The sequence below is a fragment of the Tepidiphilus sp. HLB4 genome (assembly GCF_054823945.1).
In genome coordinates this window covers 21,693-46,476 of sequence record NZ_JSYB01000011.1, presented here as the reverse complement: position 1 = coordinate 46,476, position 24,784 = coordinate 21,693, and the positions used below count along the sequence as shown (strand labels likewise).

The window sequence follows — 24,784 nt, the reverse complement described above, 5'->3', positions numbered from 1 at the left end:
TAAAATCAACTAAAACCCTTGGCAAGGCGATGATTCCCCCCCCATCAGGCCCCCTTCCGGGTTGCCCGGCGTTTCCAGTGTCTTCGGACCAGGGAGGGATCTTGGCGTGCTCTGCGCCTTTGCCTTCGTTTTCATCCTTGTCGCGGCCAGGCCTTATCCTCATATCTTACGCTGAATGGGCTCTCCCAGTCGTCCCTTGTCGAAAATCAGGAAAGGAAACGATGAGTCAATTTTCTTTTGACGTCGACGAACGCACTTTTCCCTCTCTCGTACTCGAGCGCTCGCACGAGGTTCCCGTCTTGGTCGACTTCTGGGCGCCCTGGTGCGGACCGTGCCGGGTGCTCAAGCCCATCCTGGAAAAGCTGTCCGAAGAATACGGCGGCCGCTTCCTGCTCGCCAAGGTGAATTCGGACGAGAACCCGGCGCTCGCCACCCGCTACGGCGTGCGCGGCATCCCCAACGTCAAGGCATTCCGCCATGGCGAGGTGGTCGACGAATTCACCGGAGCGCTGCCGGAGCGGGCGGTACGAGACTTCATCGAGCGGTTGCTCCCCTCGCCGGCCGACGATCTATTGCGCGAGGCACAGCAACTACGCAGACGCGGCGACTTGACTGCTGCCCTGCAGCGCCTGGAAGCCGCAGCAGCACTCGCACCAGACGACGATGAAGTCAAACGCGCCTTGGCAGAGGTGCTGATCGAGCTCGGACGGCTCGAAGAAGCCCAAGCGCAGATCGACGCCATCTCTGCTGCTGGGCGACTCGACGAGGCGACCAAACGGCTCGTCACACGGCTGGAATTCGCCCGCGCGGCGACGGAAGACGAAAGGGCGCTGCGCGAACGGCTCGCCCGCAACCCCGACGACATGGAAGCGCGCCTGCGGCTGGCCAAACAGCTGGTGGCGGCGGGACATTACGCGGAAGGGATGGATGAGCTGCTGGCGATGATCCGTCGCGACCGACGCTGGAACGACGAGGCGGCGCGCAAGGCGCTGCTTTCCGTGTTCGAGCTGCTGGGAGACGATCCGCTCGTGGCCGAGTATCGGCGCAAGCTGGCAAGCGTGCTGTATTGACTCGACACCGATAAAAAAACCCGAAGCCGCACCAGCGGCTCCGGGTTCCGGTTCTTGGCGCGCCCGGCAGGATTCGAACCCACGACCCCCTGGTTCGTAGCCAGGTACTCTATCCAACTGAGCTACGGGCGCGCAACAGAGATTGAAATTATAGCTATTCTCCGCCAGGTGTCAAGCACCCTTTCGCTCGCGCAGGCGCTCGGCGAGCTGAAGCCAGGTGTCGATGACGGTGTCGGGGTTGAGCGAGATCGTCTGGATACCGCGCTCCATCAGCCATTCGGCCAGATCGGGGTGGTCCGACGGGCCCTGGCCGCAGATGCCGACGTATTTGCCGAGCTTGTTGCAGGCGTCGATCGCCATGCCGAGCAGGACTTTCACCGCCGGATCGCGCTCGTCGAAGGATTCGGCCACCAGTCCCGAATCACGGTCCAGCCCCAGGGTGAGCTGGGTGAGGTCGTTCGAGCCGATGGAGAAGCCGTCGAAGTGCTCGAGGAAGGCTTCGGCGAGCAGCGCGTTCGAGGGGATCTCGCACATCATGATGAGCTCGAGCCCGTTCTTGCCGCGCTCGAGCTCGTTGGCCGCAAGGAGTTTGACCACGCGCTCGGCTTCGCCCACCGTGCGCACGAAGGGGATCATCACCTTGACGTTGGTGAGCCCCATGACGTCGCGCACCTTCTTCACGGCCTCGCATTCCATCTCGAAGCACTCGCGGAAGCTCGGCGCGATGTAGCGCGCCGCGCCGCGAAAGCCCAGCATGGGGTTTTCTTCCTCGGGCTCGTAGATCTCACCGCCCAGGAGCTTGCGGTATTCGTTCGATTTGAAATCGGACAGGCGCACGATCACCGGCTGGGGATAGAAGGCGGCGGCGATGGTGGCAATGCCTTCGGCGAGCTTTTCCACGTAGAAAGCGCGCGGGCTGGCGTAGCCACGGGCGCGGCGCGAGATTTCCTCACGCAGTTTGGCCGAGATCTGGTCGAATTCGAGAATGGCGCGCGGATGAACTCCGATGACGTTGTTGATGACGAACTCCACCCGGGCAAGACCCACGCCGGCGTTGGGGATCTGGGCGAACTCGAAGGCGAGCTCCGGATTACCCACGTTCATCATGATCTTCACCGGTAGCTCGGGCAGCGTTCCGAGGTCGGTGCGTTGTACTTCGAAGTCGAGCTTGCCGCGATAGACGTAGCCGGTATCCCCTTCGGCGCAGGAGACCGTGACCACTTCCCCTTCTTGCAGCACTTCGGTGGCGTTGCCGCAGCCGACGATGGCCGGGATCCCCAATTCACGGGCGATGATGGCCGCGTGGCAGGTGCGTCCGCCGCGATTGGTGACGATGGCCGCGGCGCGCTTCATCACCGGCTCCCAGTTGGGGTCGGTCATGTCGGTGACGAGCACGTCGCCGGGTTGCACGCGCTCCATCTGGCTGGGATCGGTGACGATGCGCACCGGCCCCACGCCGACTTTCTGCCCGATGGCGCGCCCATGCACCAGCGCCTTGCCGTGCTGCTTGAGGCGGTATTTCTCCATCACGCGGCCGCTTTCCTGCGACTTCACCGTCTCGGGGCGCGCCTGCAGGATGTAGATCTTGCCGTCGATGCCGTCCTTGCCCCATTCGATGTCCATGGGACGGCCATAGTGGCGTTCGATGATGACCGCGTAGCGAGCGAGTTCGAGGATGTCGGCGTCTTCGAGGCAGAAGCGGTTGCGATCGGCCTCGGGCACGTCGACCACCTTGACGCGCACCCCCTCGCCGGGCTCGCCGAAGACCATCTTGATGAGCTTGGAGCCGAGATTGCGGCGGATGATGGAGGGCTTGCCCTGCATCAGGGTGGGTTTGTGGACGTAGAATTCGTCGGGGTTGACCGCCCCTTGCACCACCATCTCGCCCAGACCGTAGGAGGCGGTGATGAAGACGACGTCGCGGAAACCGGATTCGGTGTCGATGGTAAACATCACGCCGGAAGCGCCCACGTCGGAGCGCACCATGCGCTGCACGCCGGCCGAGAGCGCCACTTCGGCGTGGCGGAAACCCTTGTGCACGCGGTAGGCGATCGCCCGGTCGTTGTAGAGCGAGGCGAAGACTTCCTTGATGGCGTGCAGGATGTTCTCGATGCCCGAGACGTTGAGCAAGGTTTCCTGCTGGCCGGCGAAGGAGGCATCGGGCAGGTCTTCGGCCGTGGCCGAGGAGCGCACGGCAAAACTCGCCCCCTCGCCTTCGCGGGCGACGAGCTCGGCGTAGGCTTGGCGGATCTGGGTTTCGAACTCGGGCGGGAAAGGCGTCTCCATGATCCAGCGGCGGATCTCGGCGCCCGTCTTGGCGAGGGCGTTGACGTCATCGACGTCGAGCGCCTCGAGCGCCTCATGGATGCGCTGCGCCAGGCCATTTTGCGCGAGGAACAGGCGGTAGGCCTCGGCGGTGGTAGCGAAACCGCCCGGCACGCGCACGTCCGCGGGCAGTTGGCTGATCATCTCGCCGAGTGAGGCGTTTTTGCCGCCGACGATGCCGACGTCGGTCATGCGCAGCTCGTTGAACGGGATCACATATCGAGTCATCGCAGCCTTTCCTGAGTTCGTGAGGCACGGAAAAATGGTATTCTAAGGGTTTTCCCCCATTTTGGTAAGCGCAAAGCGCCGCTCGCGCCTGCCCCCCCGCCATGCCGGATACCCCCAAACGCACCGTATTCTACGTCTCCGACGGCACGGGCATCACCGCCGAAACGCTCGGTCACAGTCTGCTCGCGCAATTCCCCGAGTTCGACTACGACGAGGTGCGCGCGCCCTTCATCGATGCGCCGGAAAAAGCGAGCGACCTCGTCGAGCGCATTGAACGGGTGAAGCGACGCACGGGGCTGCGCCCCATCGTCTTCAGCACGCTGGTACAGCCCGCCGTGGTGGCGGTGCTGCATCGGGCCGAAGCCCACATCGTCGATCTCTTCGGCACCTTTCTCGGGCCGCTCGAGCGCGAGCTGGGCATGCCGAGCACGCACGCGGTGGGGCGGTTCCACGGCATCCTCGACAACCGCAGCTACCAGCGCCGGATCGAAGCGATCAACTTCGCGCTCTCGCACGACGACGGAATCATTCAGGACGGCACGCTCGACGACGCCAATATCATCCTCATCGGGGTGTCGCGCTCCGGAAAGACGCCGACGAGTCTGTACCTGGCCATGCAATACGCGGTGAAGGCGGCCAACTACCCGCTCATTCCCGAGGATTTCGAGCGCAAGGCGCTGCCGGCGCCGCTCAAGCTCCATCGCGCCAAGCTCTTCGGGCTGACGATCGCCCCCGAGCGCCTGGCCCAGATCCGCCAGGAGCGCCGCCCCAACAGCGTCTATGCGTCACTGGAGAACTGCCGCAAGGAAGTGGAAGAAGCCTTGGCGCTGATGCGCCGCGAAGGGATCCCCTGGATCGATTCGACGACCAAATCGATCGAGGAGATCGCCGCCGTGATCATGCAGCACCTGCAAAAGATGCAAAAATACGCCGATCTGTGAGACGGGTTTTTTGGAGCAACGCCATGAAGAAGAAAACCCGCATTTCCCGCCCGAGCGGCCTGCCGCGCGATGCCGAGCGCCTGTGCTGGCTCGCCAAGGGGCTGGCCCAGTCGGGCAGCCGCATCGAGGATCGCTATTGGGAACGTCTTCTCAGCGAGACGGTCCGCGCCCTGCTCGAAGCCGGAGACGAAGCCGCGATCGAGCGCGCGCTCGATCATCTCTATCAGAGCGAGCTGCAGGCCTATGAGGAGCTGAGCGACGTGCTCGACTCGGAGGCCGAGACACTGGCCGATTTCGACAAGAGCCATGACCTGGTGCTCGTGGCTGCGCCCGTGCTCGCCTGGTCGCGGTTCCAGATCCCGGCCCGCCCCATTCCCCAGGCGGTGCGCGAGAACCTGCGCGTGCATCTGGGCGCGCACATCTTCGCCGCCGGGGTGAAGTTCGCCCTCTTCGACTACCTCTTCAGCCCAGACCAGCTGCCCGAAGGCTTCGTCGCCACGCGGCGCTGGCTGCAGGCCGCGGGCAAGGATGCCCTCGCCGGGCGCGACCATGCCGTCGATCGCGACGCGCTGCCCGAGTCGGCCGTCTTCCTCTCCGACATCCGCTACGTGCTGGTGGCCGCCGCCGCGCCCAAGGAGGGTCCCATCTTCACCTGGCAGGAAGCGGAGGGCGATCGCGAGTTCGCCTTCGACCAATGGCGCAAGCAGGCCGGGCCGGTGCTCGCGCAGATCATGCCCGGCTGCGGCACCGAAACGGAATTGCCCGATGCCTACTTCACCGCCTCGCGCAAGGCGAACCGCGATGCCCGCCCCTTTGCGATCCATGCCGCGATCGCCTTTCTCGCCGCCGAGGCCGACATCGCCGCGAGCCATCTGCGCGCCGTGATTGCGCCATGCGAGAGCCAGGGCGAATTCGAATACCGCATCGGACTCGCCCTCAAGCACGGCGGCCAGGTGGTGCACGGTGTGCCGTGGCCCTTGCTCGGCGCCGACGAGACGGAGGCCGAGGCGCAGCGGCAGATCCAGGAAACCCTCAAGGCGGTGGGCATCCAGGACGTCGTGACGCTGCGCCGTACCCTGCCGCTCGAATTCTGCGAGGACTGTGGCGCTCCGCTCTTTCCCAATGCCGAGGGGGAGCTGGTGCACGCCGAGCTGCCCGCCCAAGAGGAAGACGAGGGCGACACGACCGGCCACACGCCGTCGGGGCCGCGCTACCTGCATTGAGCGGCGGGATGCCCAGCCGTGATCGTCACGCTCGCGCCCGGCTGGCTGCTCGGCTGCATTGCGCTGCACCTGCTGCCGGCGCTGCCGGGCCGAGGGGCGTTCGCGGCCCTGTTCCTTGGCGGAGCGCTCGCCTTCGTCCCGGGATGGCGGCGCTGGCGTAAGGCACCCGAGGCGCCGGATCTTCCCACGCATGGGCTCGTCTTTCTTGCCGCCGTGCTGCTCGCCTTTTCTTCGAGTGGCTGGCGCAGCGCGCTGCGCCTGGCCGATCGCCTGCCGGAGGCGCTCGCCGAGCGTGAGCTCGTGGTCGAGGGCTACGTGCGCGCCCTGGGGGTGGAACAGAGCTTCGGCCGTTCTTTCGCCTTTGCCGTCGAGCGCGCACCGGCGGGAGTGCCTTCCGTCCTATGGCTGCTTGCGCCGACGACGCGCAAGGACGTCACCTTGCCCGACGCCTTGTGGCAGCCCGGTTCGCGCTGGCGGCTGCAGGTCGAGCTGCGCCCGCCGCACGGTCTGGCCGATCCGGGCGTCTTCGATCGCGAATTCTTCTGGTTTTCCCGCGGCATCGGCGCCACTGGACGGGTGACGGCAGCGCCGACGGCCCTGCCCGGCACCGTGTGGACGCCGCGGGTGGCGCTCGAGCGCTGGCGCGAGGCGGCGCGGCAGCGGCTCGAACGCACGGGTTCGCACCATGGCGAATGGCTCGCGGCGCTGGCGATCGGCGACATGCGGGGGTTCGACGAAGAAGCCTGGCAAACGATCGCAGCCACCGGCACGGCCCACCTGGTGAGCATCTCCGGCTTGCACGTGACGCTGGTGGCGGTGCTCGCCGGGGGCATGGCGGCGGCACTGTGGCGGCGCAATCCCGCCCGGCTGCTGATCTTGCCGGCACGGCCGGCGGGGCTGGCCGCCGGCGTGCTCGCGGCGCTCGCCTATGCGCTTCTCTCGGGCATGGAAGTGCCGACGCAACGCGCCGTGGTGATGCTGCTGGCGGCAGCCGGCGCGCTCTTCAGCGGCCGTTTCGTCTCCGGCTGGACGGTGCTGATGCTGAGCCTGTGGGCGGTGCTCGTCTTCGATCCCTGGGCGGTGGGCGCGCCCGGGTTTTGGCTTTCCTTCCTCGCCATGGGGGCGCTCATCGTCTATGGTGCGCCGGCGACGCAAGACACCGCGGCCGAAGCAAACGCCGCCGAAGAAACCCTGCCGTGGTACCGTCCGCTGCTGTCCTTCGGTCGGAAACTCGTCACAGTGCAATGGCGCCTGACGCTGCTGCTCGCGCCGGTGGTGCTCGGCTGGTTCGGCAGCGTCGCCGCGCTCGGTACCCTCGCCAACCTGGTGGCCATCCCTTGGGTGAGCTGGGTGGTCACGCCGCTCGCGCTGCTCGTGCTCGCCTTCCCGGCCGGATTGTTCGTGGTGGCGTTCGATGCGAGCGTGGCCGCGCTCGAGGCGGTACTGCGCTTGTGCGCATCGCTGCCTGGCGCGACGTTGATCCTGCCGCATCCGCCCTGGCCGCTGGTGCCCGCCGCCACGGCTGCGATTGCCTGGATGCTGCTGCCGCGCGGCACGCCGGCCCGATCGATCGGTCTCGTCGGAATCGCTTCGATCCTTTTCTGGCAGCCGCCGCGGCCGGGACCGGGGGAGGCGCGCCTCACGGTGCTCGACGTCGGACAGGGACTCGCGGTACACGTGCAGACCGCCGCGCACGACCTCGTCTTCGACACCGGCCCCCGGCAAGGCGGGTTCGACGCCGGCAGCCGCGTGCTTCTGCCCTACCTGCGTGCCCAGGGCGTGCGCCGGCTCGACCGCGTGATCCTCTCGCATCCGGACGAGGACCACATTGGCGGTTGGCCCGCGCTCGCGCGGGCGCTGCCCGCAGCCTCCGTGCGCGCCGGCGGCATGGACGAAGCCCGCCTGGCGGCGCTGCCTCCGCTGGCACTACCCTGCAGCCGCGACGATCGCTGGGAATGGGACGGCGTACGCTTTGCCATCCTCCATCCCGACCTTGCCGACCCCTGGAAAGGGCGCGGGGACAACGACGCCTCCTGCGTGCTGCGCGTGGAGGCGGCCGGCGGGGCGGCGATCGTACCGGGCGACCTGGGGCAGCGCGGCGAACGCCATCTGCTCGCCACCCTGCCGGCGCAGGCGCTGCGCGCCGAGCTCGTCGTGGCCGGGCACCACGGCAGCAAAACGAGCTCCTCGCCGAAGTGGATCGCCGCCACCGGCGCGCGCCACGTCGTCTACGCCGCTGGTTACCGCAACCGTTTTCACCATCCGGACTGCGGCGTGGCCTCGGCCTGGCGGCGGGCCGGGGCGCAGGCGTGGCGCAGCGACCGCGACGGCGCGGTCACGGCCTTCTTCGCGACCGAGGGCTTGAGCGTGCGAACTCACCGGGCAGAAACGCGGCGCTACTGGTATTCTGTATGGCAAGACCCTTCCTGCGAAGAAGAGGAGCCATCCCCATGAATCTTGCTCATTGGATCGAACGCGCCAAGCGCTGGCTTACCGGCGCGCGCCCCACGCCACGCACTTCCGCCGGCGAATCTGCGCCGCGCCACGACGGCCATCCCACCGAGATGCGCACCGACCACATCATGTGCGTCGGTCCACACGGCATCCATCGCATGGTCTACTACGAATGGGGCGATCCGACCAACCCCAAGGTGCTGCTGTGCGTGCATGGCCTCACGCGCACCGGGCGCGACTTCGACGAGCTCGCCCGCGCGCTCGCACCCCACTACCGCGTGATCTGCCCCGACGTGGTCGGACGCGGGCTCTCCGACTGGCTCACGGTCAAGACCGACTACACGATTCCGCTCTACGTCTCGGACCTCTTCACCTTGCTCGGCAAGATCCGCCCCAAGACCCTGCATTGGCTCGGCACCTCCATGGGGGGATTGATCGGCATGACGCTCGCCGCCCAGCCCATGAGCCCGATCGACAAACTGGTGCTCAACGACGTCGGCCCCGTGCTCTCGGCCGCCTCGCTCGAGCGCATCGGGCGCTACGTGGCCGAAACACCGCACTTCGCCACGCAGGAAGAGGCCGAAGCCTACCTGCGGCGCATCCACGCCCCCTTCGGACCGCTCACCGACGCGCAATGGCGGCACCTCACCCTGCATTCGGTGCGCCAGGACGTGGACGGGCGCTGGGTGCTGCGCTACGACCCCGGCATCGCCGTCCCCTTCCAGACGCAACCGGCGCTCGACGTCGACCTCTGGGCACTCTGGGACGCCATCCGCTGTCCCACCCTGGTGCTGCGCGGCGCCGAATCGGATCTGCTCACGCGCGAGACCGCCGAGGAAATGACCCGCCGCGGCCCGTGCGCCAAGCTGGTCGAGATCCCCGGCGTCGGCCATGCTCCGGCGCTGATGGACCCGCAGCAGATCGCCGTCGTGCGCGATTTCCTGCTCGATCGCTCCTCACCCTGAGGCTCCCATGCGCCGCTGGTTCAAACGCATTCTGCCCAATCACGAAGTCGTACGCGACAACCGCTGGCTGAGACCGTTTCGCAACACCCTGCTCCACCCGCGACTGTGGCACATCAACCGCCGTTCGGTGTCGGCGGGCGTCGCCATCGGCCTGTGGTGCGGCCTCATTCCTGGGCCGTTCCAGATGCTCACCGCCGCGCTCCTGTGCGTGCTCTTTCGCGCCAATCTACCGGTTGCCGTATTCACCACCCTCTATACGAACCCTTTCACCATCCCCGTGATCTATTTCGCCGCCTTCCAGATCGGAAGCTTCCTGCTCGGACGAGAAAACGGCGGCTTTCAGCCCGCACCCGAATGGGGTGAGCAAAGCCTGAGAGAATGGATGGATCAGGCGTTCGCCTGGGTGGCCTCCTTGGGGACGCCGCTCTTTCTCGGCCTCTTCGTGCTGGCAAGCACGCTTGCCATTGCAGGCTATTTCCTCGTGCGCGCCTGGTGGCGATGGCATCTCGTGCACCAGTGGCGCCGGCGTCGGAGCCGACGTCGCATGGCGACGACTTCCCTTGCACCTAAAAAGTAGCAGGGATGAGCTGACATCACTACATCATACTGCTACCAGCCGCCCCGCTTCCAGCACGAGCCGGCGGTCGAGCCGGGAGGCGAGCCGCTCGTCGTGGGTGACGACTACGAGCGCCATGCCGCGCGTGCGGGTGAGCGAGAGCAGCAATTCGAAGACGCGCTCGGCGTTCGCCCGGTCGAGGTTGCCGGTGGGTTCGTCGGCGAGCAGGCAGGGCGGCTCGGTGACGAGCGCCCGGGCGATCGCCACGCGCTGGCGCTCCCCGCCCGAGAGCTGGGACGGGAAGTGCGCCAGCCGCGCTTCCAGCCCCACCTCGGTCAGCAGCGCCCGCGCTCGCTCCAGCGCCTCGGCCCTAGGCCGGCGCCGGATCATCCACGGCAGCGCCACGTTCTCGAGCGCAGTGAATTCTGGCAGCAGATGGTGGAACTGATAGACGAAGCCGAGCATGGCGTTGCGCAGCCGGCCGCGGGCGGCTTCGTCGAGCGCGAACACCGCCTGCCCCGACCAGCCCACTTCGCCGCTACTGGGCCGGTCGAGCCCGCCCAGCAGGTGCAGCAAGGTGCTCTTGCCCGAACCGGAAGCCCCGACGATGGCCACACGCTCGCCGGCCATCACCGTCAGATCCACGCCGTCGAGGATGGTGAGCGGCGCGCCCGCGTCGAGGTATACCTTGCTCAGCGCCCGCGCCTCCAGTACCGGCGTTTCGGCCCCCCTGGCCGTCGTCTCACTCATGGCGCAGCGCCTCGGCTGGCTGCAGGCGCGAAGCGCGCCAGCTGGGATAGAGGGTGGCGAGCAGCGTGAGCACGAACGAGCCGGTGAGCACGCGCAGCACGTCGGCAGCGAGCACCTTCGAGGGTAGCTCGCTCAGGAAATAGATCTCCTTGTTCCACAGGGTCGCCCCGGTGAGATGCTCCAGCGCCGGCACCACCACGTCGAGGTGATGGGCGATCGTCAGCCCCAGCGCGAGCCCCGCCGCCAGCCCCAGCACGCCGATGGTGGTGCCCTGCACGACGAAGATCCCCATGATGGAAGCCGGGCTCGCGCCCAGGGTGCGCAGAATGGCGATGTCGGCGGTCTTGTCCTGCACTGCCATCACCAGCGTGGAGACGATGTTGAACGCGGCCACCGCCACGATGAGAAAGAGGATGAGCGTCATCATGGTCTTCTCCAGCTGCACGGCGCGGAAGAAATTGGCATGCGTCTGCGTCCAGTCGCGCAGCCACAGGCCGGCGGGCAGCGTCGGGGCGAGTTGGCGCACCACAGCCGGGGCGGCGAAGAGGTCGCGCACTTTCAGGCGCACCCCCGAGACCGCCTCTCCGTAGCGATAGAGCGCCTGGGCATCGCGCAGATGCACCAGCACCAGACCCGAATCGTATTCATACATCCCCGATTCGAAGAGTCCGACCACGCGGAAGGCGCGCACCCGTGGCATGACACCGGCCAGCGTGGCCGTGGCCGTGGGTGCGATCAGCGTTACTTCGTCCCCCAGACCCACGGCCAGGCGCCGCGCCAGATCCGTGCCCAGCACGATCCCGTAGGAATGCGGCTGCAAGGCCTCCAGGCTGCCGGCGCGCAAATAGTCGGCGAACTGTGCGACGCCGCGCTCGAGCGAGGGCTCGATGCCCCGCACCCCCACGCCCTGCACGCGGCCGTTGCCGCTCACCATCGCCTGTTCCTGGATGAAGGGCGCGGCGCCGAGTACCTCCGGATGCCGTCGCACCCGGTCGAGCACCGCCGGCCATTCTTCGAGCATGCCACTCTGGGCCGTGACCTCGATGTGCGAGGCCACCCCCAGGATGCGATGGCGCAGTTCGTCCTGAAAGCCGTTCATCACCGACAACACCACGATGAGGGCGGCCACGCCCAGCATCAGGCCCAGCATGGAGACCAGCGAGATGAACGACACAAAGGCGTTGCGCCCGCGCGTGCCGCGTTGCCGGCGGGTATAGCGCCAGCCGATGAACCATTCGTACATCGTCCCTTTTCCGTTTTCCGTGGCGTGCGCCGTCGACGGTACAATCGCCGCATGAGTCCGACCGTCGTCCTCCCCGGCCTGCTCTGGCCCAACGCCGGCGCGCACGGCCTGCTCGACGGCCTCCCGCAGCCCACGCTCGAACGATGGCTCGCCGTGGGCGCCTGCCGTCGCGAATCGCCGCGATCATACCGCGAAACGCTCGCCGCCGTGCTGGGACCGGCGCCGGCGCCGCTGGCCGAACTGCGCCGCCGCGGTGAAGAAGAGAAAGCGCCGCCTGCCGCCGGAGGGTCCCTGCTGTGCGCCGACCCAGTGATGCTGACGCTCGCACGCGACCGCATCGTCGTCACCGAACCGGGCGAAGCCGGGCTGAGCCCCGAAGAAGCCGCTGCCCTCGCTCCGGCCCTCTCCGCCTGGCTCACGCAGATCGCTCCGGACTGGATCCTCGGGTTCGATTTCGTTGCGCCGCAGCGCGGCTACCTGCGGCTCGCCGCTCCCGTCGAGGGCGTGCGCTTCGCCCCGCTCGACGAAGCCTCCGGCCGCTCGCTCGACGCCCTCTTGCCCCAAGGGGAAGACGCCCGGCGCTGGCGGCGGCTGATGAACGAGCTGCAAATCTGGCTGCACGCCCACCCCATCAATGCCGAGCGCCGCCGCCGGGGATGGCCCACCGTCGATTCGCTGTGGCTCTGGGGCAACGAACGGCCGGCGGCGAACGCCGTCCCTCCCCGCCGCGTGCTGGGAGCACGCACGCTCGATCCGCTTGCGCGCGGCTGGGCGGGCGCCGCTGGCCACGACCTCGTACTCGCCGAGCGCGATGCGGGCCAGGAATTCGACGTGGCGCTCCTCGATGCCGCCGAGAACCCCTGCCGCCGGCTCGATCTCACCGGCTGGCGCACGGTCCTCGCCGCCCTCGAGCGCGACTGGCTCGCCGCGCTCGATGCCCGCCTGCCACGCCTTTCGCTCTTGCTGCCGGGCGACAAGGCGAGCCTGCGCCTGGAGATCACCCCATGGCGCCGCCGTCTCGCACCCCTGAGCCGCCTTGTTCGCCGCCCGCGCACACTCGCGCGGCTGCTGGAGGAAACCGCCCCATGACCCCTCGCCCCATCGTCCGCTCCACGCCTCGCCGCGCCCTGGAGCGGCTGCTCGTAGCCGGCATCGACCCCTTGCTCGCGCGCCTCTACGCCGCCCGCGGCATCGAGCACCCCGCCGAGACCGACACGGCGCTCGCGCGCCTCTTGCCCCCCGAGGCGATGAAAGGCACGCGCGAGGCGGCAGAGCTCTTGGCCGAGGCGATCGACGCGCAGGCGCACATCGTAGTCGTCGGCGACTACGACTGCGACGGCGCCACTGCCACCGCCGTGGCGGTGCGTGCCCTGCGCGCCATGGGGGCGCACGTCGATTTTCTCGTGCCCAACCGCTTCACCTATGGCTACGGGCTCTCGCCCGAGATCGTGGCGCTCGCGGCCGAACGCTTCGCGCCGGACGTGCTCATCACCGTCGATAATGGCATCGCCAGCGTCGAAGGGGCCGCGGCCGCCCGCGCGCTCGGCATGAGCCTCGTCATCACCGATCACCATCTTCCCGGCGACGTCCTCCCCGAGGCCGATGCCATCGTCAACCCGAATCAGCCCGGCTGCGACTTCCCCAGCAAGGCGATCGCCGGCGTGGGCGTCGTCTTCTACGTGATGCTGGCGCTGCGCGCCGAGCTGCGCCGCCGCGGCACCTTCTCCACCCGCCCCGAACCCAATCTCGCTCAACTGCTCGATCTCGTCGCTCTGGGGACGGTCGCCGACGTCGTACGGCTCGATCACAACAACCGCATTCTGGTGGCCCAGGGGCTGGCGCGCATCCGCGCCGGCCGGATGCAGCCGGGCATACGCGCCCTCTTCCAGGTGGCCAGGCGCGATCCCGCCCGCGCCACCGCCCAGGACCTGGGATTCTTCCTCGGCCCCCGCCTCAACGCCGCCGGGCGGCTGGAAGACATGAGCCTGGGCATCGCCTGCCTCATCGAAGACGACCCAAGCCGCGCATTGGAACTCGCGCAGCGGCTCGAGGACATCAACCGCGAACGGCGCGGGATCGAAGCGCAGATGCGCGAGCAGGCCGAACTCGCGCTCGATGCCCTCACGCTCGAGGGGCGCGCCACGCTCACGCTCTTTCATCCCGAATGGCACCAGGGCGTGATCGGCATCGTCGCCGGACGCATCAAGGAGCGCCACCATCGCCCCGTCTTCGCCTTCGCCCCGGGCGATGAAGATCTGCTCAAGGGCTCCGGCCGTTCCGTGCCCGGGCTGCACCTGCGCGATGCGCTCGACTGGATCAGCAAGAAACACCCGGGGCTCTTGCTGCGCTTCGGCGGGCACGCCATGGCCGCTGGCGTGACGCTGCGCGCCGCCGACCTCGCCCGCTTCGAGCAGGCTTTCGAAGAGGCGGCGCAGACGATCGGCACCGAGGCGCTGGGCGTGGCGGAGCTGCCCACCGACGGCTCGCTCCCCCTCGAAGCGCTCACGCTCACCACCGTCGGCCGGCTCGAGGGCGAAGTCTGGGGACAGGGCTTTCCCGCCCCCCTCTTTCTCGACACCTTCACCGTGCTCGAGCAGCGCCTCCTCAAGGAAGTGCACCTGCAGCTCAAGCTGCACCGCGACCGCCAGCCGTGCGAGGCGATTTTCTTCGGCCATGCCGAACCGCTGCCGGCCCAGGTCGAACTCGCCTACCGGCCGGTACGCGACGCCTGGAACGGCGTCGAGCGCTTGCGGTTGCAGATCGAACTCGCCCGCCCGGCCGGGGTCGAACCGGACAGCGTATAATTCCCGAGCAAAATTTTCAACCATTTTTCAGGAGCAACGATGGACGCCCAAGCGATCAACGAACTCGAAGCCCGCATCCACGGCCTGGCCGAGCGCGGTGCCGACTTACGGAGGTATCTTTGACTACGCCGAGAAGAAAAGCCGGCTCGAAGAAGTCAACCGCGCCCTCGAAGACCCGGCGGTGTGGAACGACCCCGAGCAGGCGCAGAAACTCGGCAAGGAAAAGCGCGCGCTCGAAGACGTCGTCCTGACGCTCGAAGAGGTGGCCGACTCGGCCCAGGCGCTCGCCGAGCTCTTCGAGCTCGCCAAGGAAGAGGGCGACGAAACCTCGCTCGAGCAGCTCATCCCCGAAGTCGAAGCGGTCGAAGCCAGGCTGCACGAACTCGAGCTGCGCCGGATGTTCTCCGACCCCATGGATCCGGGCAACTGCTTCATCGAGATCCAGGCCGGAGCCGGCGGTACCGAAGCGCAGGACTGGGCGGCGATGCTCGAACGCATGTACCTGCGCTACTGCGAGCGCAAGGGCTTCCAGACCGAGCTGCTCGAAGAATCCGAGGGGGAAGTGGCCGGCATCAAGGGAGCGACCATCAAGGTCTCCGGCCCCTATGCCTACGGGCACCTGCGCACCGAGACCGGCATCCACCGGCTGGTACGCAAGAGCCCGTTCGACTCCAACGCCCGGCGTCACACCAGCTTCGCCTCGGTCTTCGTCTACCCCGAAGTCGACGACTCCATCGAGATCGAGATCAACCCGGCGGATCTGCGCATCGACACCTACCGCGCCTCGGGCGCCGGCGGGCAGCACGTCAACCGCACCGATTCGGCCGTGCGCATCACGCACCTGCCCACGGGCATCGTCGTGCAGTGCCAGAACGACCGCTCGCAGCACAAGAACAAGGCCGCGGCCATGTCCATGCTGCGTGCCCGGCTCTACGAACACGAGCTGCGCAAGCGCCGCGAGGAACAGCAAAAGCTCGAAGAGAGCAAGAGCGACATCGGCTGGGGGCACCAGATCCGCTCCTACGTGCTCGACCAGTCGCGCATCAAGGACCTGCGCACCGGCTATGAGGTGGGCAACACCCAGGCCGTGCTCGACGGCGATCTCGACGGCTTCATCGAAGCCTCGCTCAAACAGGGCGTCTGACCGGAAGCGAACGAACGATGGCGATCTATACCAATCCCGAAGACCTGGAAAAAATGCGCGTCGCTTCGCGGCTGGCCGCCGAAGTGCTCGACTACATCGCCCCCTACGTGCAGCCGGGCGTGACCACCGAGGAGCTCGACCGGCTCTGTCACGACTACATGGTCAACGTCCAGGGCACCATCCCCGCGCCGCTCAACTACACCGGCGGCGGCAGCCGGCCCTACCCCAAGTCGATCTGCACCTCGGTCAACCACGTCGTCTGCCACGGCATCCCCGCGCCGAAGAAACTGAAGAAAGGCGACATCCTCAACATCGACATCACCGTCATCAAGGACGGCTGGCACGGCGACACCAGCCGCATGTTCGTCGTGGGCGGCGAGACGAGCATCCTCGCCAAGCGCCTGGTGGAGGTGACGTTCGAATGCATGTGGCTGGGTATCGCCCAAGTGCGGCCCGGGGCGCGCCTGGGCGACATCGGCGCCGCCATCCAGCACCATGCCGAACGCCACGGCTTCTCCGTGGTGCGCGAATACTGCGGCCACGGCGTGGGGCGCAAGTTCCACGAAGACCCGCAGGTGCTGCACTACGGCAAAGCCGGCACCGGCATCGAGCTCAAGCCCGGCATGATCTTCACCATCGAACCGATGATCAACGCCGGCCGCGCGGCCACCTCGGTGCTGCCCGACGGCTGGACCGTCATCACCAAGGATCGCAGCCTCTCGGCGCAATGGGAACACGCGGTGCTGGTCACCCACACCGGCGTGGAAGTACTCACCGTCTCGCCCGGCTGCCCGCCGCCGCCCGAGATCGTGCGCGAGCGCTTCGGCCATGGCTTCATCGGCTGAACACCTCGCCCCGCTCAAGGACGAACTCGCCACGGGGCGCGAAGCGTTCGCGCGCGCCTTCCTCGAAGGCTCCCTCTCGCCGGCGCGCTATCTCGCGCGCCACGCGCACCTGGTCGACGAAACCCTGCGCCGCCTGCTCGAAACCCATCCCTTGCCGCGCGGCGCGGCGCTCCTGGCCGTGGGCGGCTACGGCCGCGGCGAGCTCTATCCCCACTCCGACATCGACGTCCTGATCCTGCTGGCCCAAGCGGCGGATGCCGAAGACGAGGCCCGGGTGCACGCCCTCGTCGCCGCGCTGTGGGACGTGGGGCTGCAGGTGGGCGCGAGCGTGCGCACCCTCGAACAGTCGCTCGCGCTCGCCGACGAGGACATCACGGTAGCCACGAACCTGCTCGAATCGCGTCTGGTGGCCGGATCGCGCGTGCTCTATCGCACGTTCCGCGAACGCTATCGTACCTGGCTCGACCCGCGCGCCTTCTATGAAGCCAAGCGCCAGGAACAAGAGCAGCGCCACGCCCGCATGCTCGGCTCCCCTTTCGCGCTGGAGCCCAACTGCAAGGAACACCCCGGCGGGCTGCGCGACCTGCAGCTGCTCGTGTGGATCGCCCGGGCGCTCGGCTACCGCGGCGGCTGGTCGGCGCTCGCCGCCAAAGGTCTGCTCACTCCCACCGAAGCGCAGGCGTTGTCGCGCTGCCAGAGCTTCCTCGCCCGCGTGCGCATCCATCTGCATCTACTCTCGCGCCGCGCCGAAGACCGGCTGCTCTTCGACCACCAAGAGCAGCTCGCCCAGCGCCTGGGCATCGCCGGGCGCGACGGGCGGCGCCCCGCCGAAGTCTTCATGCGCCGCTACTACCTCACCGCCAAGCAGGTGCTGCAGGTCAACGCCATCCTCATGGCCACCTTCGCCGAAGCGCTCTTTCCCGAACGTCAGCGCCTGCCTTTCCCCATCAACGAGCGCTTCCAGCAGCGCGGCGACCGGCTCGACGTGGTGAGCGAGGAGGTCTTCGTGCGCCACCCGGAAGCCCTCCTCGAAGTCTTCCTGCTGCTCGCGCAACGAAGCGAGCTCACCGACTTCACCGCCCGCACCCTGCGGCTGCTGTGGGCGCACCGCGAGCTCATCGACGACGCCTATCACCTCGAACCGCGCCACCAGGCGCTCTTTCTCGACCTGCTGCGCCAGCGCCGCGGCATCGTGCACGGCCTGCGGCGGATGAACCAATTCGGTATCCTCTCCCGCTATATCCCCCCCTGGCGGCGCATCATCTGCCAGATGCAGTACGACCTCTACCACGCCTATACCGTGGATACCCACACGCTGATGGTCGTGCGCAACCTGCGCTGCTTCACCATGGGAGAACACGCGCACGAATACCCCGCGATGAATGCGCTCATGTTCGAGTTCGGGCAGCCTTGGCTGCTCTACCTCGCGGCGCTCTTCCACGACATCGGCAAGGGGCGGGGTGGAGATCATTGCGTGATCGGCGCGGAAGAGGCCGAACGATTCTGCCGCGAACACCGGCTCGCCGAGCCGGACGCCGAGCTCGCCGTCTGGCTGGTGCGCCATCACCTGGAAATGTCGCGCACCGCGCAGAAAGAAGACATCAGCGATCCGGAGGTCGTGGCGCGCTTCGCCGCCCTGGTGGGGGATGAACGCCGCCTCATTGCCCTCTACCTCCTCACCCACGCCGATATCCGCGGCACCAGCCCCAAAGTGTGGACGCCGTGGAAAGAGCGCCTGCTGCAGGATCTGTTCGAAGCCACGCGCCGCCATCTGCGCCAGCGCCGCCAGGGCCTCGCGCACGATCCGCTCACCGCCCGGCTCGAAGATGCCCGCCGGCTGCTGCGCTTCCATGGTCTGCGCCCCGAGGCCGAAACCCCTTTCTGGCGCACGCTGGATACCGCCTACTTCCTGCGCCATTCCGCCGAAGAGATCGCCTGGCACACCCGCATCCTCTACGGCCGTTTCCAACAGGAAGAACCCGTGGTGCGCGCGCGGCTGCTGCCCGACGGCGAGGGCAGCGGCATCCAGCTCATGGTCTATACGCGCGACGCTCCCGAGCTGCTCTTGCGGCTCATCGCCGGTCTCGCCCAGTTGGGGCTGGACGTGTGGGAGGCGAAGATCCACACCACGCACGCCGGCTATGCGCTCGACAGCTTCGTGTTGCGTGCCCCGGACGATCTGCCGGCGCGCGAACTACTGCCCCTGCTCGAGTACGAACTGCCGCGCCGGCTGATGCAGGAAGGCCCTCCGCCTGAACCCGATCTCGGCGGACGGCGCCTGCCGCGCCTCGTGCGCCACTTTCCTTTTCCGCCGCAGATCCATCTGCGTCCGGACGAGCGCGGTCAGCACTACGTGCTGAGCGTGACCGCCGTCGACCAGCCGGGACTGCTCTACAAGATCGTGCGCACGCTCGCGCGCCACGGCATCGCCATCGACATGGCGCGCATCGACACCCTGGGCGAGCGGGCCGAAGACACCTTCCTCATCCGCGGCGAGATGCTCGAAGCGCCCGAGCGGCGCAACGCCCTGGCGGCCGAGCTCGCCCGCGCGATCGCCCTGCCTCAAACGGCGAAATAAGCCCAGACGACGAGCGCGAGCGCCAGCCGGTACCACGCGAAGCCGACGAACGAGTGCCGCGCGACGAAACCGAGCAGAAAGCGCACCGCCGCCAAGGCCGAAACGAAGGCCACGGCGAAACCCAGCGCGATCGCCGTCAGATCGTCACGGCTCAAGGCCGACCAGCTCTTGGCCAGATCGTAGAGCACCGCCGCGAACATGGTCGGAATCGCCAGGAAGAAAGAGAATTCGGTGGCCGCCTGGCGCGATAGGCCGAACGCCATCCCGCCGATGATCGTCGCTCCGGAACGTGAGGTTCCGGGAATGAGCGCCAGACTCTGCGCGAATCCCACCTTCAAGGCATCGGCGGGCCGCATGTCGTCGACGGACTGGATGCGCAGCGCCGGGCGCCAGCGCTCCACCACGAAGATGAGCACCGCCCCCAGCGCCAAGGCGAGCGCCACCGTCAGCGGCGAGAAGAGGTAGGTCTTGATCGCCTTGTGCGCGACGAGGCCGATGAGCGCCGCCGGCAAAAAGGCGACGAACAGATTGAGGACGAAACGCCGCGCCGCCGGATCGTGCCCCAGGCCCTGGGTCACCCGCCAGAGCCGATCGCGGTAATACCAGCACACGGCCAGGATCGCCCCCAGCTGAATGGCCACGTTGAAGACCTTGCTCGCCTCGTCCGTATGCCCCAGCAGATCCTGCACGATGATGAGATGTCCCGTCGAAGAGATCGGCAAAAATTCGGTCGCCCCTTCCACCATCCCCAAGACGGCTGCTTCCCACCAAGATATCCCTGACACCGGTAAGATCCCCCATGAATGGCCGCGCTCCGGCATGCGGTAAGGCTCCCCAAGCCGCCGGCGCGCCTCAATCGAACACCCTCATCCACAGCACCCCGCCCCACACGAGCGCAGCGCACGCGATCGACAGCAAGACCGCCGCGCTGCCCAGATCCTTGGCCCGCCCCACGAGGGGATGGGCGTCGGGATGCACCAGATCGCACACTGCCTCGATCGCCGAATTGAGCAATTCGACCACCAGCACCGCCAAGGTCACGGCAACCAGCAACGCCCGCTCGGCCGGGCTGCGACCCAAAAGCCAAGCTGCCGGCACAGCGAGCAAAAAGACGATCCCCTCCTGACGGAACGCCACCTCGTGGCGCCAGGCGGCGCGCAAGCCGCGCCAGGAATAGACGAAGGCGACGAAGGCATGCCGCCATCCCCCCTCGTTCTTGCGCCGCGCCGCCTCCTGCTGCACCGCCCGCCCTCAGCCGGCCCGCTCGAAGCGCGCGATCGACTCGACGTGCGCCGTGTGCGGAAACATGTTCGCCACCCCGGCCGATTCCAGCCGATAGCCCTTCTCATGCACCAGCACCGCCGCGTCGCGCGCGAGCGTGGCCGGGTTGCACGAGACATAGACGATACGGCGCGGCCCATGAACCGGATCGATCGCCTTGACGAGCTCGATCGCCCCGTCGCGCGGCGGATCGACCAGCCACTTGTCGAACACCCCGAGCGCGGCGAGGCTGTCGGGCGTGACGGTGAAGAGGTTGGCGGCATCGAAGCGGCAACGTTCGGCCAGACCGTTTTTTTGCGCATTCTCGAGGGCCCGCGCCACCAGAGCTTCCGACCCCTCGATGCCCAGCACCTGCGCGCCGCGGCGGGCGATCGGCAGGCTGAAGTTGCCCAGCCCACAGAAGAAATCGGCGATGCGCTCCCCGGGGCGTGGCTCGAGCAGGTCGATCGCGCGGCGCACCAGCAAGCGGTTGACGGCGACGTTCACCTGGGTGAAATCGGTCGGTGCGAAGAAGAGCGTCAGGCCGAACTCCGGCAGCCGGTAGGCGAGCGGCCGTCCCTCGCCGATGAAGAGCGGAACGATCGAATCCGGCCCGCCGGGCTGCAGCCACACCTGCACTCCGTGACGCTCGCCAAAGGCGGCGAGTGCTTCGCGGTCGGTCGGCAGCAACGGCACCAGATGGCGGAAAACGAGCACGGTGGTCCCGTCGTCGCCCACCGCCACCTCGATCTGGGGAATGCGGTCGGGGCAGGAAAGCTCGCCGATGAGCGCGCGCAGCACCGGCAGCAGGGCCGAGACGTGCGGCGGCAGGATCTCGCAGCGCGTCATGTCGGCGATGTAGCTGCTCTTGCGCTCGCGAAACCCTACGAGCACGCCGCCTTTCTTCGGCACCAGGCGCACCCCGATGCGCGCGCGGCTGCGGTAGCCCCAGTAAGGCCCGTGGATGGGCGCGAGCAGACGCTCGGCGCGCAGCCGGCCGATGTGCCACAGCGCGTCTTCCAGCGCCCGCTGCTTGGCCGCCACCTGCGCCGCCGGCTCGAAGTGCTGCAGGGCGCAGCCCCCGCACACCCCGAAGTGCGGGCAGCGCGGCGCCGCGCGCTGGCTGGAGGGGCGGATCACCCGTACAAGCCGCCCCAGCTCGTAGCTCGGGCGGCGCCGCAGCACGGCGAACTCGACCAGCTCGCCGGGCAGCGCCCCTTCGATGAAGACGGCCTTGCCCTCGACGTGCGCCACGCCGCGGCCCTCGAGATCGAGCGATTCGATGCGGACCCGATCCACGGCCTTACTTCAGCTCTTCGTAGAGCAGTTCGAGGATCTGCTTGGCCGTCTTCGAGGTATCCGGCTGGCTGTCGGGCGTGAGCACCTGCACCACCGTCGTATCCCCTTGCCCCCGCACCCGCACGCGGTACTGCGAATTCTGCTGCGGCTTGTCGCTGCCCTTCCAGAACGCGAGGCGCGAGAACCACCCCTGGCTCTCGCCGGTGTCGGCATCCGGATCGAGGTAGCGCACGACGTAGATGCCGCCGGCCGGATCGCGGTCTTCGACCGTGAAGCCGATGCGGTCGAGCGCAAGGCCCGTGCGCCGCCACGCCCGGTCGAAGTTGTCCTCGACCACCAAACGGGCGAGGTTGCCGTCGGTTTCGAGCCGCGCGCGCTGATTGGGCTGGGCCTGCACCAGCATCTGCTGCGCCTGCTCCTCCTTCACGCCGAGATAGACCATGAGGCGGCGCAGCATCTCGGCCTCCAGATCGGGATCGGGCGGTCGCGGCTGCCAGATCGTGCGATCCTTGGCCTCGGTGGGATAGATTTCCTGCATGCCGCGGTGCGAAATGTAGACCTCGATCTCGCCGGGGCGCTTGCCCGGTTCGATGCGCATGCGGAACTTGTCGCGCTCGGGCGTGGAGTAGAGGCTGTCGACGAGCTTGCCGAGCGTGTTGCGGATGAAGTCCTGCGGGATCTTCGCCCGGTTCTCCGCCCAGTCGGTCTCGAGCACGCCAATGTCGGGCCGATCGACCGCCAGCGAAAAGCCCATGGTGAGCCAGAAATCGCGCAGCTTGGGCCAGATCGCATCGGGCGTGCCCTCGACCACGAGCCAGCGCTGCGTGCCGGCACGTTCGATGCGCATACCCGCCTTCGGCTCGACCAGCACCTCGCGCTGCGAGGCCTCCTTGGGCGCGTTGCGCTCGGCGACGTAGGCCGAGAACGTGGCCCCGCCCTTGCCGGAGGTGGTCGGCACGACGAAGCGGTCTTCCTTGGCCGGAGAGATGAGATCGGGCGGCACCTCGAGCGGTGCCACCTTCTGCTCACTGCGGTAATCGATCTTCTTGCCTTCGAGCAGCTCGCTGCTGCTGCAACCAGAGAGCACGCCGACGGCCGCCAGCGCCGCGAGCGAGCCGGCCAGTTCGCGTGGGAAGAAATACTTCATGCAGTCGTTTCCAGGGATCAAAGCGGGAGCGTGATACCGGCACGCGCCAGGGCGGCGCGAACACGGTCGTGGTAGACGGAAGACAGGGGCGTGAGCGGCAGGCGGATGCCGTCGGCGATGCGGCCCATGCGCGCGAGCGCCCATTTCACGGCAATGGGGTTGGCCTCGCAGAAAAGGTCGCGGTGCAGGCCGACCAGCCGCCGGTTGAGCTCGCGCGCGCGAAGAGCGTCGCCTGCCACCGCCGCGGCGCACATCTCGTGCATCAGCCGCGGCGCGACGTTGGCGGTGACCGAAATCGTGCCGTGGCCGCCAAGCAGCATGAAGGCCATCGCCGTCATGTCGTCGCCGGAGTAGAGCAGGAACCCTTCGGGGGCGCGGTCGATGAGATCGCAGGCCCGGTCGAGATTGCCGGTGGCATCCTTGATGCCGACGATGTTGGGAATCTGCGCCAGGCGCAGCGTGGTGTCGTTGGCCAGGTCGGCCACCGTGCGCCCCGGCACGTTGTAGAGGATCATCGGCAGGTCCACCGCCTCGGCGATGGCGCGGAAATGCCGGTAGAGCCCTTCTTGCGTCGGGCGGTTGTAATAGGGCACGACCGAGAGGTGCGCCGTGGCCCCGGCCTCCTTCGCCGCCTGGGCGAGGTAGATCGCCTCGCGCGTCGCGTTGGCTCCCGTGCCGGCGATGATGGAAATGCGCCCGGCGGCATGCGCCACCGCCACGCGGATGAGCTCGACGTGCTCTTCGAACGAAACGGTGGGCGATTCGCCGGTGGTGCCGACCACCACGATGCCGTCGGTTCCTTCAGCCACGTGCCAATCGATCAGGGCCTTGAAGCGCTCCCAGTCGAGACTGCCGTCTTCATGCATGGGGGTGACGATGGCGACCAGGGAGCCAGTGATGCGGTTCATGCGTGCGATTCCTGAAAAGGTGGCACAAAGCGTGTATTGTACGTCCGGATTTCAGCTTTCGGCGAGGGCCTTGATGTGGGCCACCGCAGAGCGCGCGAGCGAGGAGAGATTGTAGCCGCCCTCGAGCGTGGAGACGATGCGCCGATGGCCACATTCCTTCGCCAGATCCATGAGCTGCTGCGTCACCCAGAAGTAATCGTTCTCCACCAGGCCGAGCCCGCCCATGTCGTCCTCGTAGTGCGAATCGAAGCCGGCGGAGATGAAAAGCATCTGCGGCTGGTGCTCGCGCAAGGCGGGGAGCCAGATGTCCCACACGATTTGACGGAAGGCATCTCCCCGGGTTCCCGCCGGCACCGGAATATTGACCATGTGCCGGGGCGGATCGTCGGTGCCGCAATAAGGGTAGAACGGATGCTGGAAGATGCTCACCATCATCGCCCGGGGGTCGTTGCGGAAGATGTCCTCGGTGCCGTTGCCGTGATGCACGTCGAAATCGACGATGGCCACCCGCTCGAGCCCATGCGTCTCCAGCGCGTGCAGGGCGGCCACGGCCACGTTGTTGAAGAAGCAAAAGCCCATGGCCTTGCTGCGTTCGGCATGATGGCCGGGCGGACGCACGAGGCAGAAGGCGTTCTCCACCTCGCCCTTCATCACCAGATCGACCGCGAACACGCCGCCCCCGGCCGCACGCAGCGCCGCGCGCAGGGTGTGCGGATTCATGGCCGTGTCCGGGTCGAGGTGCACCAAGCCTTTTTCCGGGGCGCTGGCAAAGAGCGCATCGAGATATTCGGGCGTATGGGCTCGCAGCAGATGCTCGCGCTCGGCCAGGGGAGCATCGTAGTAGACGAGATACTGGTCGAGGCCGGTAGCGATCAATCGATCCTGGATCGCCGCCAGCCGCTCGGGACATTCGGGGTGATAAGAGCCCATCTCGTGCAAGGCGCACTCGCGATGGGTGATCAGGGCGGTCATCGTCATGTTGGGGATCCCCTCCTTGGGCGGACGGGCTCCTTGGGCCGTCTCCTCCGTCGCGCCCGTCCGTAT

20 protein-coding genes and 1 tRNA gene are annotated in these 24,784 nt (G+C 67.6%); 11 read left to right on the top strand and 10 right to left on the bottom strand.

Features of this window, described 5'->3' with window-relative positions; translation table 11 throughout:
• Positions 1-221: 221 nt before the first annotated feature.
• Positions 222-1,070 carry a tetratricopeptide repeat protein gene (locus OA56_RS03085; protein WP_461583370.1) on the top strand — a complete coding sequence of 283 codons (849 nt, stop codon included), beginning with the start codon at positions 222-224 and terminating at the stop codon, positions 1,068-1,070.
• A gap of 55 nt (positions 1,071-1,125) precedes the next feature.
• Here OA56_RS03085 and OA56_RS03080 read toward each other — a convergent pair.
• Both OA56_RS03080 and ppsA read right to left on the bottom strand, forming a co-directional pair.
• Positions 1,126-1,202 (bottom strand) — tRNA-Arg (locus OA56_RS03080).
• 39 nt (positions 1,203-1,241) lie between these two features.
• The gene (gene ppsA, locus OA56_RS03075; protein ID WP_141056218.1) at positions 1,242-3,623 is read right to left on the bottom strand and encodes a phosphoenolpyruvate synthase; all 2,382 of its coding nucleotides are present in this window, start codon (positions 3,621-3,623) and stop codon (positions 1,242-1,244) included.
• 101 nt (positions 3,624-3,724) lie between these two features.
• Here ppsA and ppsR point away from each other — a divergent pair, with 101 nt between their 5' ends.
• Genes ppsR through OA56_RS03050 form a run of 5 tightly spaced genes read left to right on the top strand, consistent with a single transcriptional unit; the run spans position 3,725 to position 9,783 of the window.
• The gene (gene ppsR / locus OA56_RS03070) at positions 3,725-4,564 is read left to right on the top strand and encodes a posphoenolpyruvate synthetase regulatory kinase/phosphorylase PpsR (RefSeq protein ID WP_055422824.1); all 840 of its coding nucleotides are present in this window, start codon (positions 3,725-3,727) and stop codon (positions 4,562-4,564) included.
• 23 nt (positions 4,565-4,587) lie between these two features.
• Complete coding sequence (locus OA56_RS03065; RefSeq protein ID WP_055422825.1) at positions 4,588-5,787, top strand: DUF2863 family protein; 1,200 nt, start codon at positions 4,588-4,590, stop codon at positions 5,785-5,787.
• 18 nt (positions 5,788-5,805) lie between these two features.
• Positions 5,806-8,241 carry a DNA internalization-related competence protein ComEC/Rec2 gene (locus tag OA56_RS03060; protein ID WP_055422826.1) on the top strand — a complete coding sequence of 812 codons (2,436 nt, stop codon included), beginning with the start codon at positions 5,806-5,808 and terminating at the stop codon, positions 8,239-8,241.
• On the top strand, positions 8,238-9,206 hold the full coding sequence (locus OA56_RS03055) for an alpha/beta fold hydrolase (protein ID WP_055422827.1): 969 nt from the start codon (positions 8,238-8,240) through the stop codon (positions 9,204-9,206). Before OA56_RS03060 ends, OA56_RS03055 begins: the two co-directional genes overlap by 4 nt.
• Before the next feature lie 7 nt (positions 9,207-9,213).
• Positions 9,214-9,783 carry a DUF2062 domain-containing protein gene (locus OA56_RS03050; RefSeq protein ID WP_461583369.1) on the top strand — a complete coding sequence of 190 codons (570 nt, stop codon included), beginning with the start codon at positions 9,214-9,216 and terminating at the stop codon, positions 9,781-9,783.
• A gap of 24 nt (positions 9,784-9,807) precedes the next feature.
• On the opposite strand, the gene OA56_RS03045 is transcribed toward OA56_RS03050, so the two are convergent.
• On the bottom strand, positions 9,808-10,512 hold the full coding sequence (locus tag OA56_RS03045) for an ABC transporter ATP-binding protein (protein WP_055422829.1): 705 nt from the start codon (positions 10,510-10,512) through the stop codon (positions 9,808-9,810).
• Entirely contained in the window at positions 10,505-11,755 is a 1,251-nt protein-coding gene (locus OA56_RS03040; protein ID WP_141056221.1) for a lipoprotein-releasing ABC transporter permease subunit, read from the bottom strand. Before OA56_RS03040 ends, OA56_RS03045 begins: the two co-directional genes overlap by 8 nt.
• A gap of 51 nt (positions 11,756-11,806) precedes the next feature.
• Here OA56_RS03040 and OA56_RS03035 point away from each other — a divergent pair, with 51 nt between their 5' ends.
• The 5 genes from OA56_RS03035 to OA56_RS03015 all read left to right on the top strand — a co-directional run bounded on the left by OA56_RS03035 (position 11,807) and on the right by OA56_RS03015 (position 19,126).
• Positions 11,807-12,844: a hypothetical protein gene (locus OA56_RS03035; protein WP_055422831.1), complete on the top strand. Its 1,038-nt coding sequence runs from the start codon at positions 11,807-11,809 to the stop codon at positions 12,842-12,844.
• Entirely contained in the window at positions 12,841-14,559 is a 1,719-nt protein-coding gene (gene recJ / locus OA56_RS03030) for a single-stranded-DNA-specific exonuclease RecJ (RefSeq protein WP_461583368.1), read from the top strand. Before OA56_RS03035 ends, recJ begins: the two co-directional genes overlap by 4 nt.
• 39 nt (positions 14,560-14,598) lie before the next feature.
• A protein-coding gene (gene prfB / locus OA56_RS03025; RefSeq protein ID WP_141056223.1) for a peptide chain release factor 2 occupies positions 14,599-15,703 on the top strand; the annotation gives its coding sequence in 2 pieces (ribosomal slippage) (positions 14,599-14,679 and positions 14,681-15,703; 1,104 coding nt in all).
• Positions 15,704-15,720: 17 nt separating this feature from the next.
• The gene (map, locus tag OA56_RS03020) at positions 15,721-16,548 is read left to right on the top strand and encodes a type I methionyl aminopeptidase (RefSeq protein WP_055422833.1); all 828 of its coding nucleotides are present in this window, start codon (positions 15,721-15,723) and stop codon (positions 16,546-16,548) included.
• The gene (locus OA56_RS03015) at positions 16,532-19,126 is read left to right on the top strand and encodes a [protein-PII] uridylyltransferase (RefSeq protein ID WP_141056225.1); all 2,595 of its coding nucleotides are present in this window, start codon (positions 16,532-16,534) and stop codon (positions 19,124-19,126) included. The genes map and OA56_RS03015 overlap by 17 nt, the downstream gene beginning before the upstream one ends.
• On the opposite strand, the gene OA56_RS03010 is transcribed toward OA56_RS03015, so the two are convergent.
• The 6 genes from OA56_RS03010 to OA56_RS02985 form a co-directional block, all read right to left on the bottom strand.
• Complete coding sequence (locus tag OA56_RS03010; RefSeq protein WP_461583367.1) at positions 19,111-19,911, bottom strand: undecaprenyl-diphosphate phosphatase; 801 nt, start codon at positions 19,909-19,911, stop codon at positions 19,111-19,113. The two genes, OA56_RS03015 and OA56_RS03010, sit on opposite strands and share 16 nt — an antisense overlap.
• A 67-nt stretch (positions 19,912-19,978) precedes the next feature.
• Positions 19,979-20,368, bottom strand: coding sequence for a diacylglycerol kinase (locus tag OA56_RS03005; RefSeq protein ID WP_461583366.1), 390 nt, complete (start codon positions 20,366-20,368; stop codon positions 19,979-19,981).
• A gap of 9 nt (positions 20,369-20,377) precedes the next feature.
• On the bottom strand, positions 20,378-21,685 hold the full coding sequence (gene rlmD, locus OA56_RS03000) for a 23S rRNA (uracil(1939)-C(5))-methyltransferase RlmD (protein WP_461583365.1): 1,308 nt from the start codon (positions 21,683-21,685) through the stop codon (positions 20,378-20,380).
• Between the two features lie 4 nt (positions 21,686-21,689).
• Complete coding sequence (bamC, locus tag OA56_RS02995) at positions 21,690-22,832, bottom strand: outer membrane protein assembly factor BamC (RefSeq protein WP_461583364.1); 1,143 nt, start codon at positions 22,830-22,832, stop codon at positions 21,690-21,692.
• A gap of 17 nt (positions 22,833-22,849) precedes the next feature.
• The gene (gene dapA, locus OA56_RS02990; RefSeq protein ID WP_055422838.1) at positions 22,850-23,740 is read right to left on the bottom strand and encodes a 4-hydroxy-tetrahydrodipicolinate synthase; all 891 of its coding nucleotides are present in this window, start codon (positions 23,738-23,740) and stop codon (positions 22,850-22,852) included.
• A 51-nt stretch (positions 23,741-23,791) separates the two neighbouring features.
• Entirely contained in the window at positions 23,792-24,718 is a 927-nt protein-coding gene (locus OA56_RS02985) for a histone deacetylase family protein (RefSeq protein WP_461583363.1), read from the bottom strand.
• Positions 24,719-24,784 lie beyond the last annotated feature (66 nt).

Coding starts and splice junctions, on each gene's coding strand:
- OA56_RS03085 (WP_461583370.1), top strand. CDS start 222: ATGAGTCAATTTTCTTTTGACGTCGACGAACGCACTTTTCCCTCTCTC.
- ppsA (WP_141056218.1), bottom strand. CDS start 3,623: ATGACTCGATATGTGATCCCGTTCAACGAGCTGCGCATGACCGACGTC.
- ppsR (WP_055422824.1), top strand. CDS start 3,725: ATGCCGGATACCCCCAAACGCACCGTATTCTACGTCTCCGACGGCACG.
- OA56_RS03065 (WP_055422825.1), top strand. CDS start 4,588: ATGAAGAAGAAAACCCGCATTTCCCGCCCGAGCGGCCTGCCGCGCGAT.
- OA56_RS03055 (WP_055422827.1), top strand. CDS start 8,238: ATGAATCTTGCTCATTGGATCGAACGCGCCAAGCGCTGGCTTACCGGC.
- OA56_RS03050 (WP_461583369.1), top strand. CDS start 9,214: ATGCGCCGCTGGTTCAAACGCATTCTGCCCAATCACGAAGTCGTACGC.
- OA56_RS03045 (WP_055422829.1), bottom strand. CDS start 10,512: ATGAGTGAGACGACGGCCAGGGGGGCCGAAACGCCGGTACTGGAGGCG.
- OA56_RS03040 (WP_141056221.1), bottom strand. CDS start 11,755: ATGTACGAATGGTTCATCGGCTGGCGCTATACCCGCCGGCAACGCGGC.
- OA56_RS03035 (WP_055422831.1), top strand. CDS start 11,807: ATGAGTCCGACCGTCGTCCTCCCCGGCCTGCTCTGGCCCAACGCCGGC.
- recJ (WP_461583368.1), top strand. CDS start 12,841: ATGACCCCTCGCCCCATCGTCCGCTCCACGCCTCGCCGCGCCCTGGAG.
- map (WP_055422833.1), top strand. CDS start 15,721: ATGGCGATCTATACCAATCCCGAAGACCTGGAAAAAATGCGCGTCGCT.
- OA56_RS03015 (WP_141056225.1), top strand. CDS start 16,532: ATGGCTTCATCGGCTGAACACCTCGCCCCGCTCAAGGACGAACTCGCC.
- bamC (WP_461583364.1), bottom strand. CDS start 22,832: ATGAAGTATTTCTTCCCACGCGAACTGGCCGGCTCGCTCGCGGCGCTG.
- dapA (WP_055422838.1), bottom strand. CDS start 23,740: ATGAACCGCATCACTGGCTCCCTGGTCGCCATCGTCACCCCCATGCAT.
- OA56_RS02985 (WP_461583363.1), bottom strand. CDS start 24,718: ATGACGATGACCGCCCTGATCACCCATCGCGAGTGCGCCTTGCACGAG.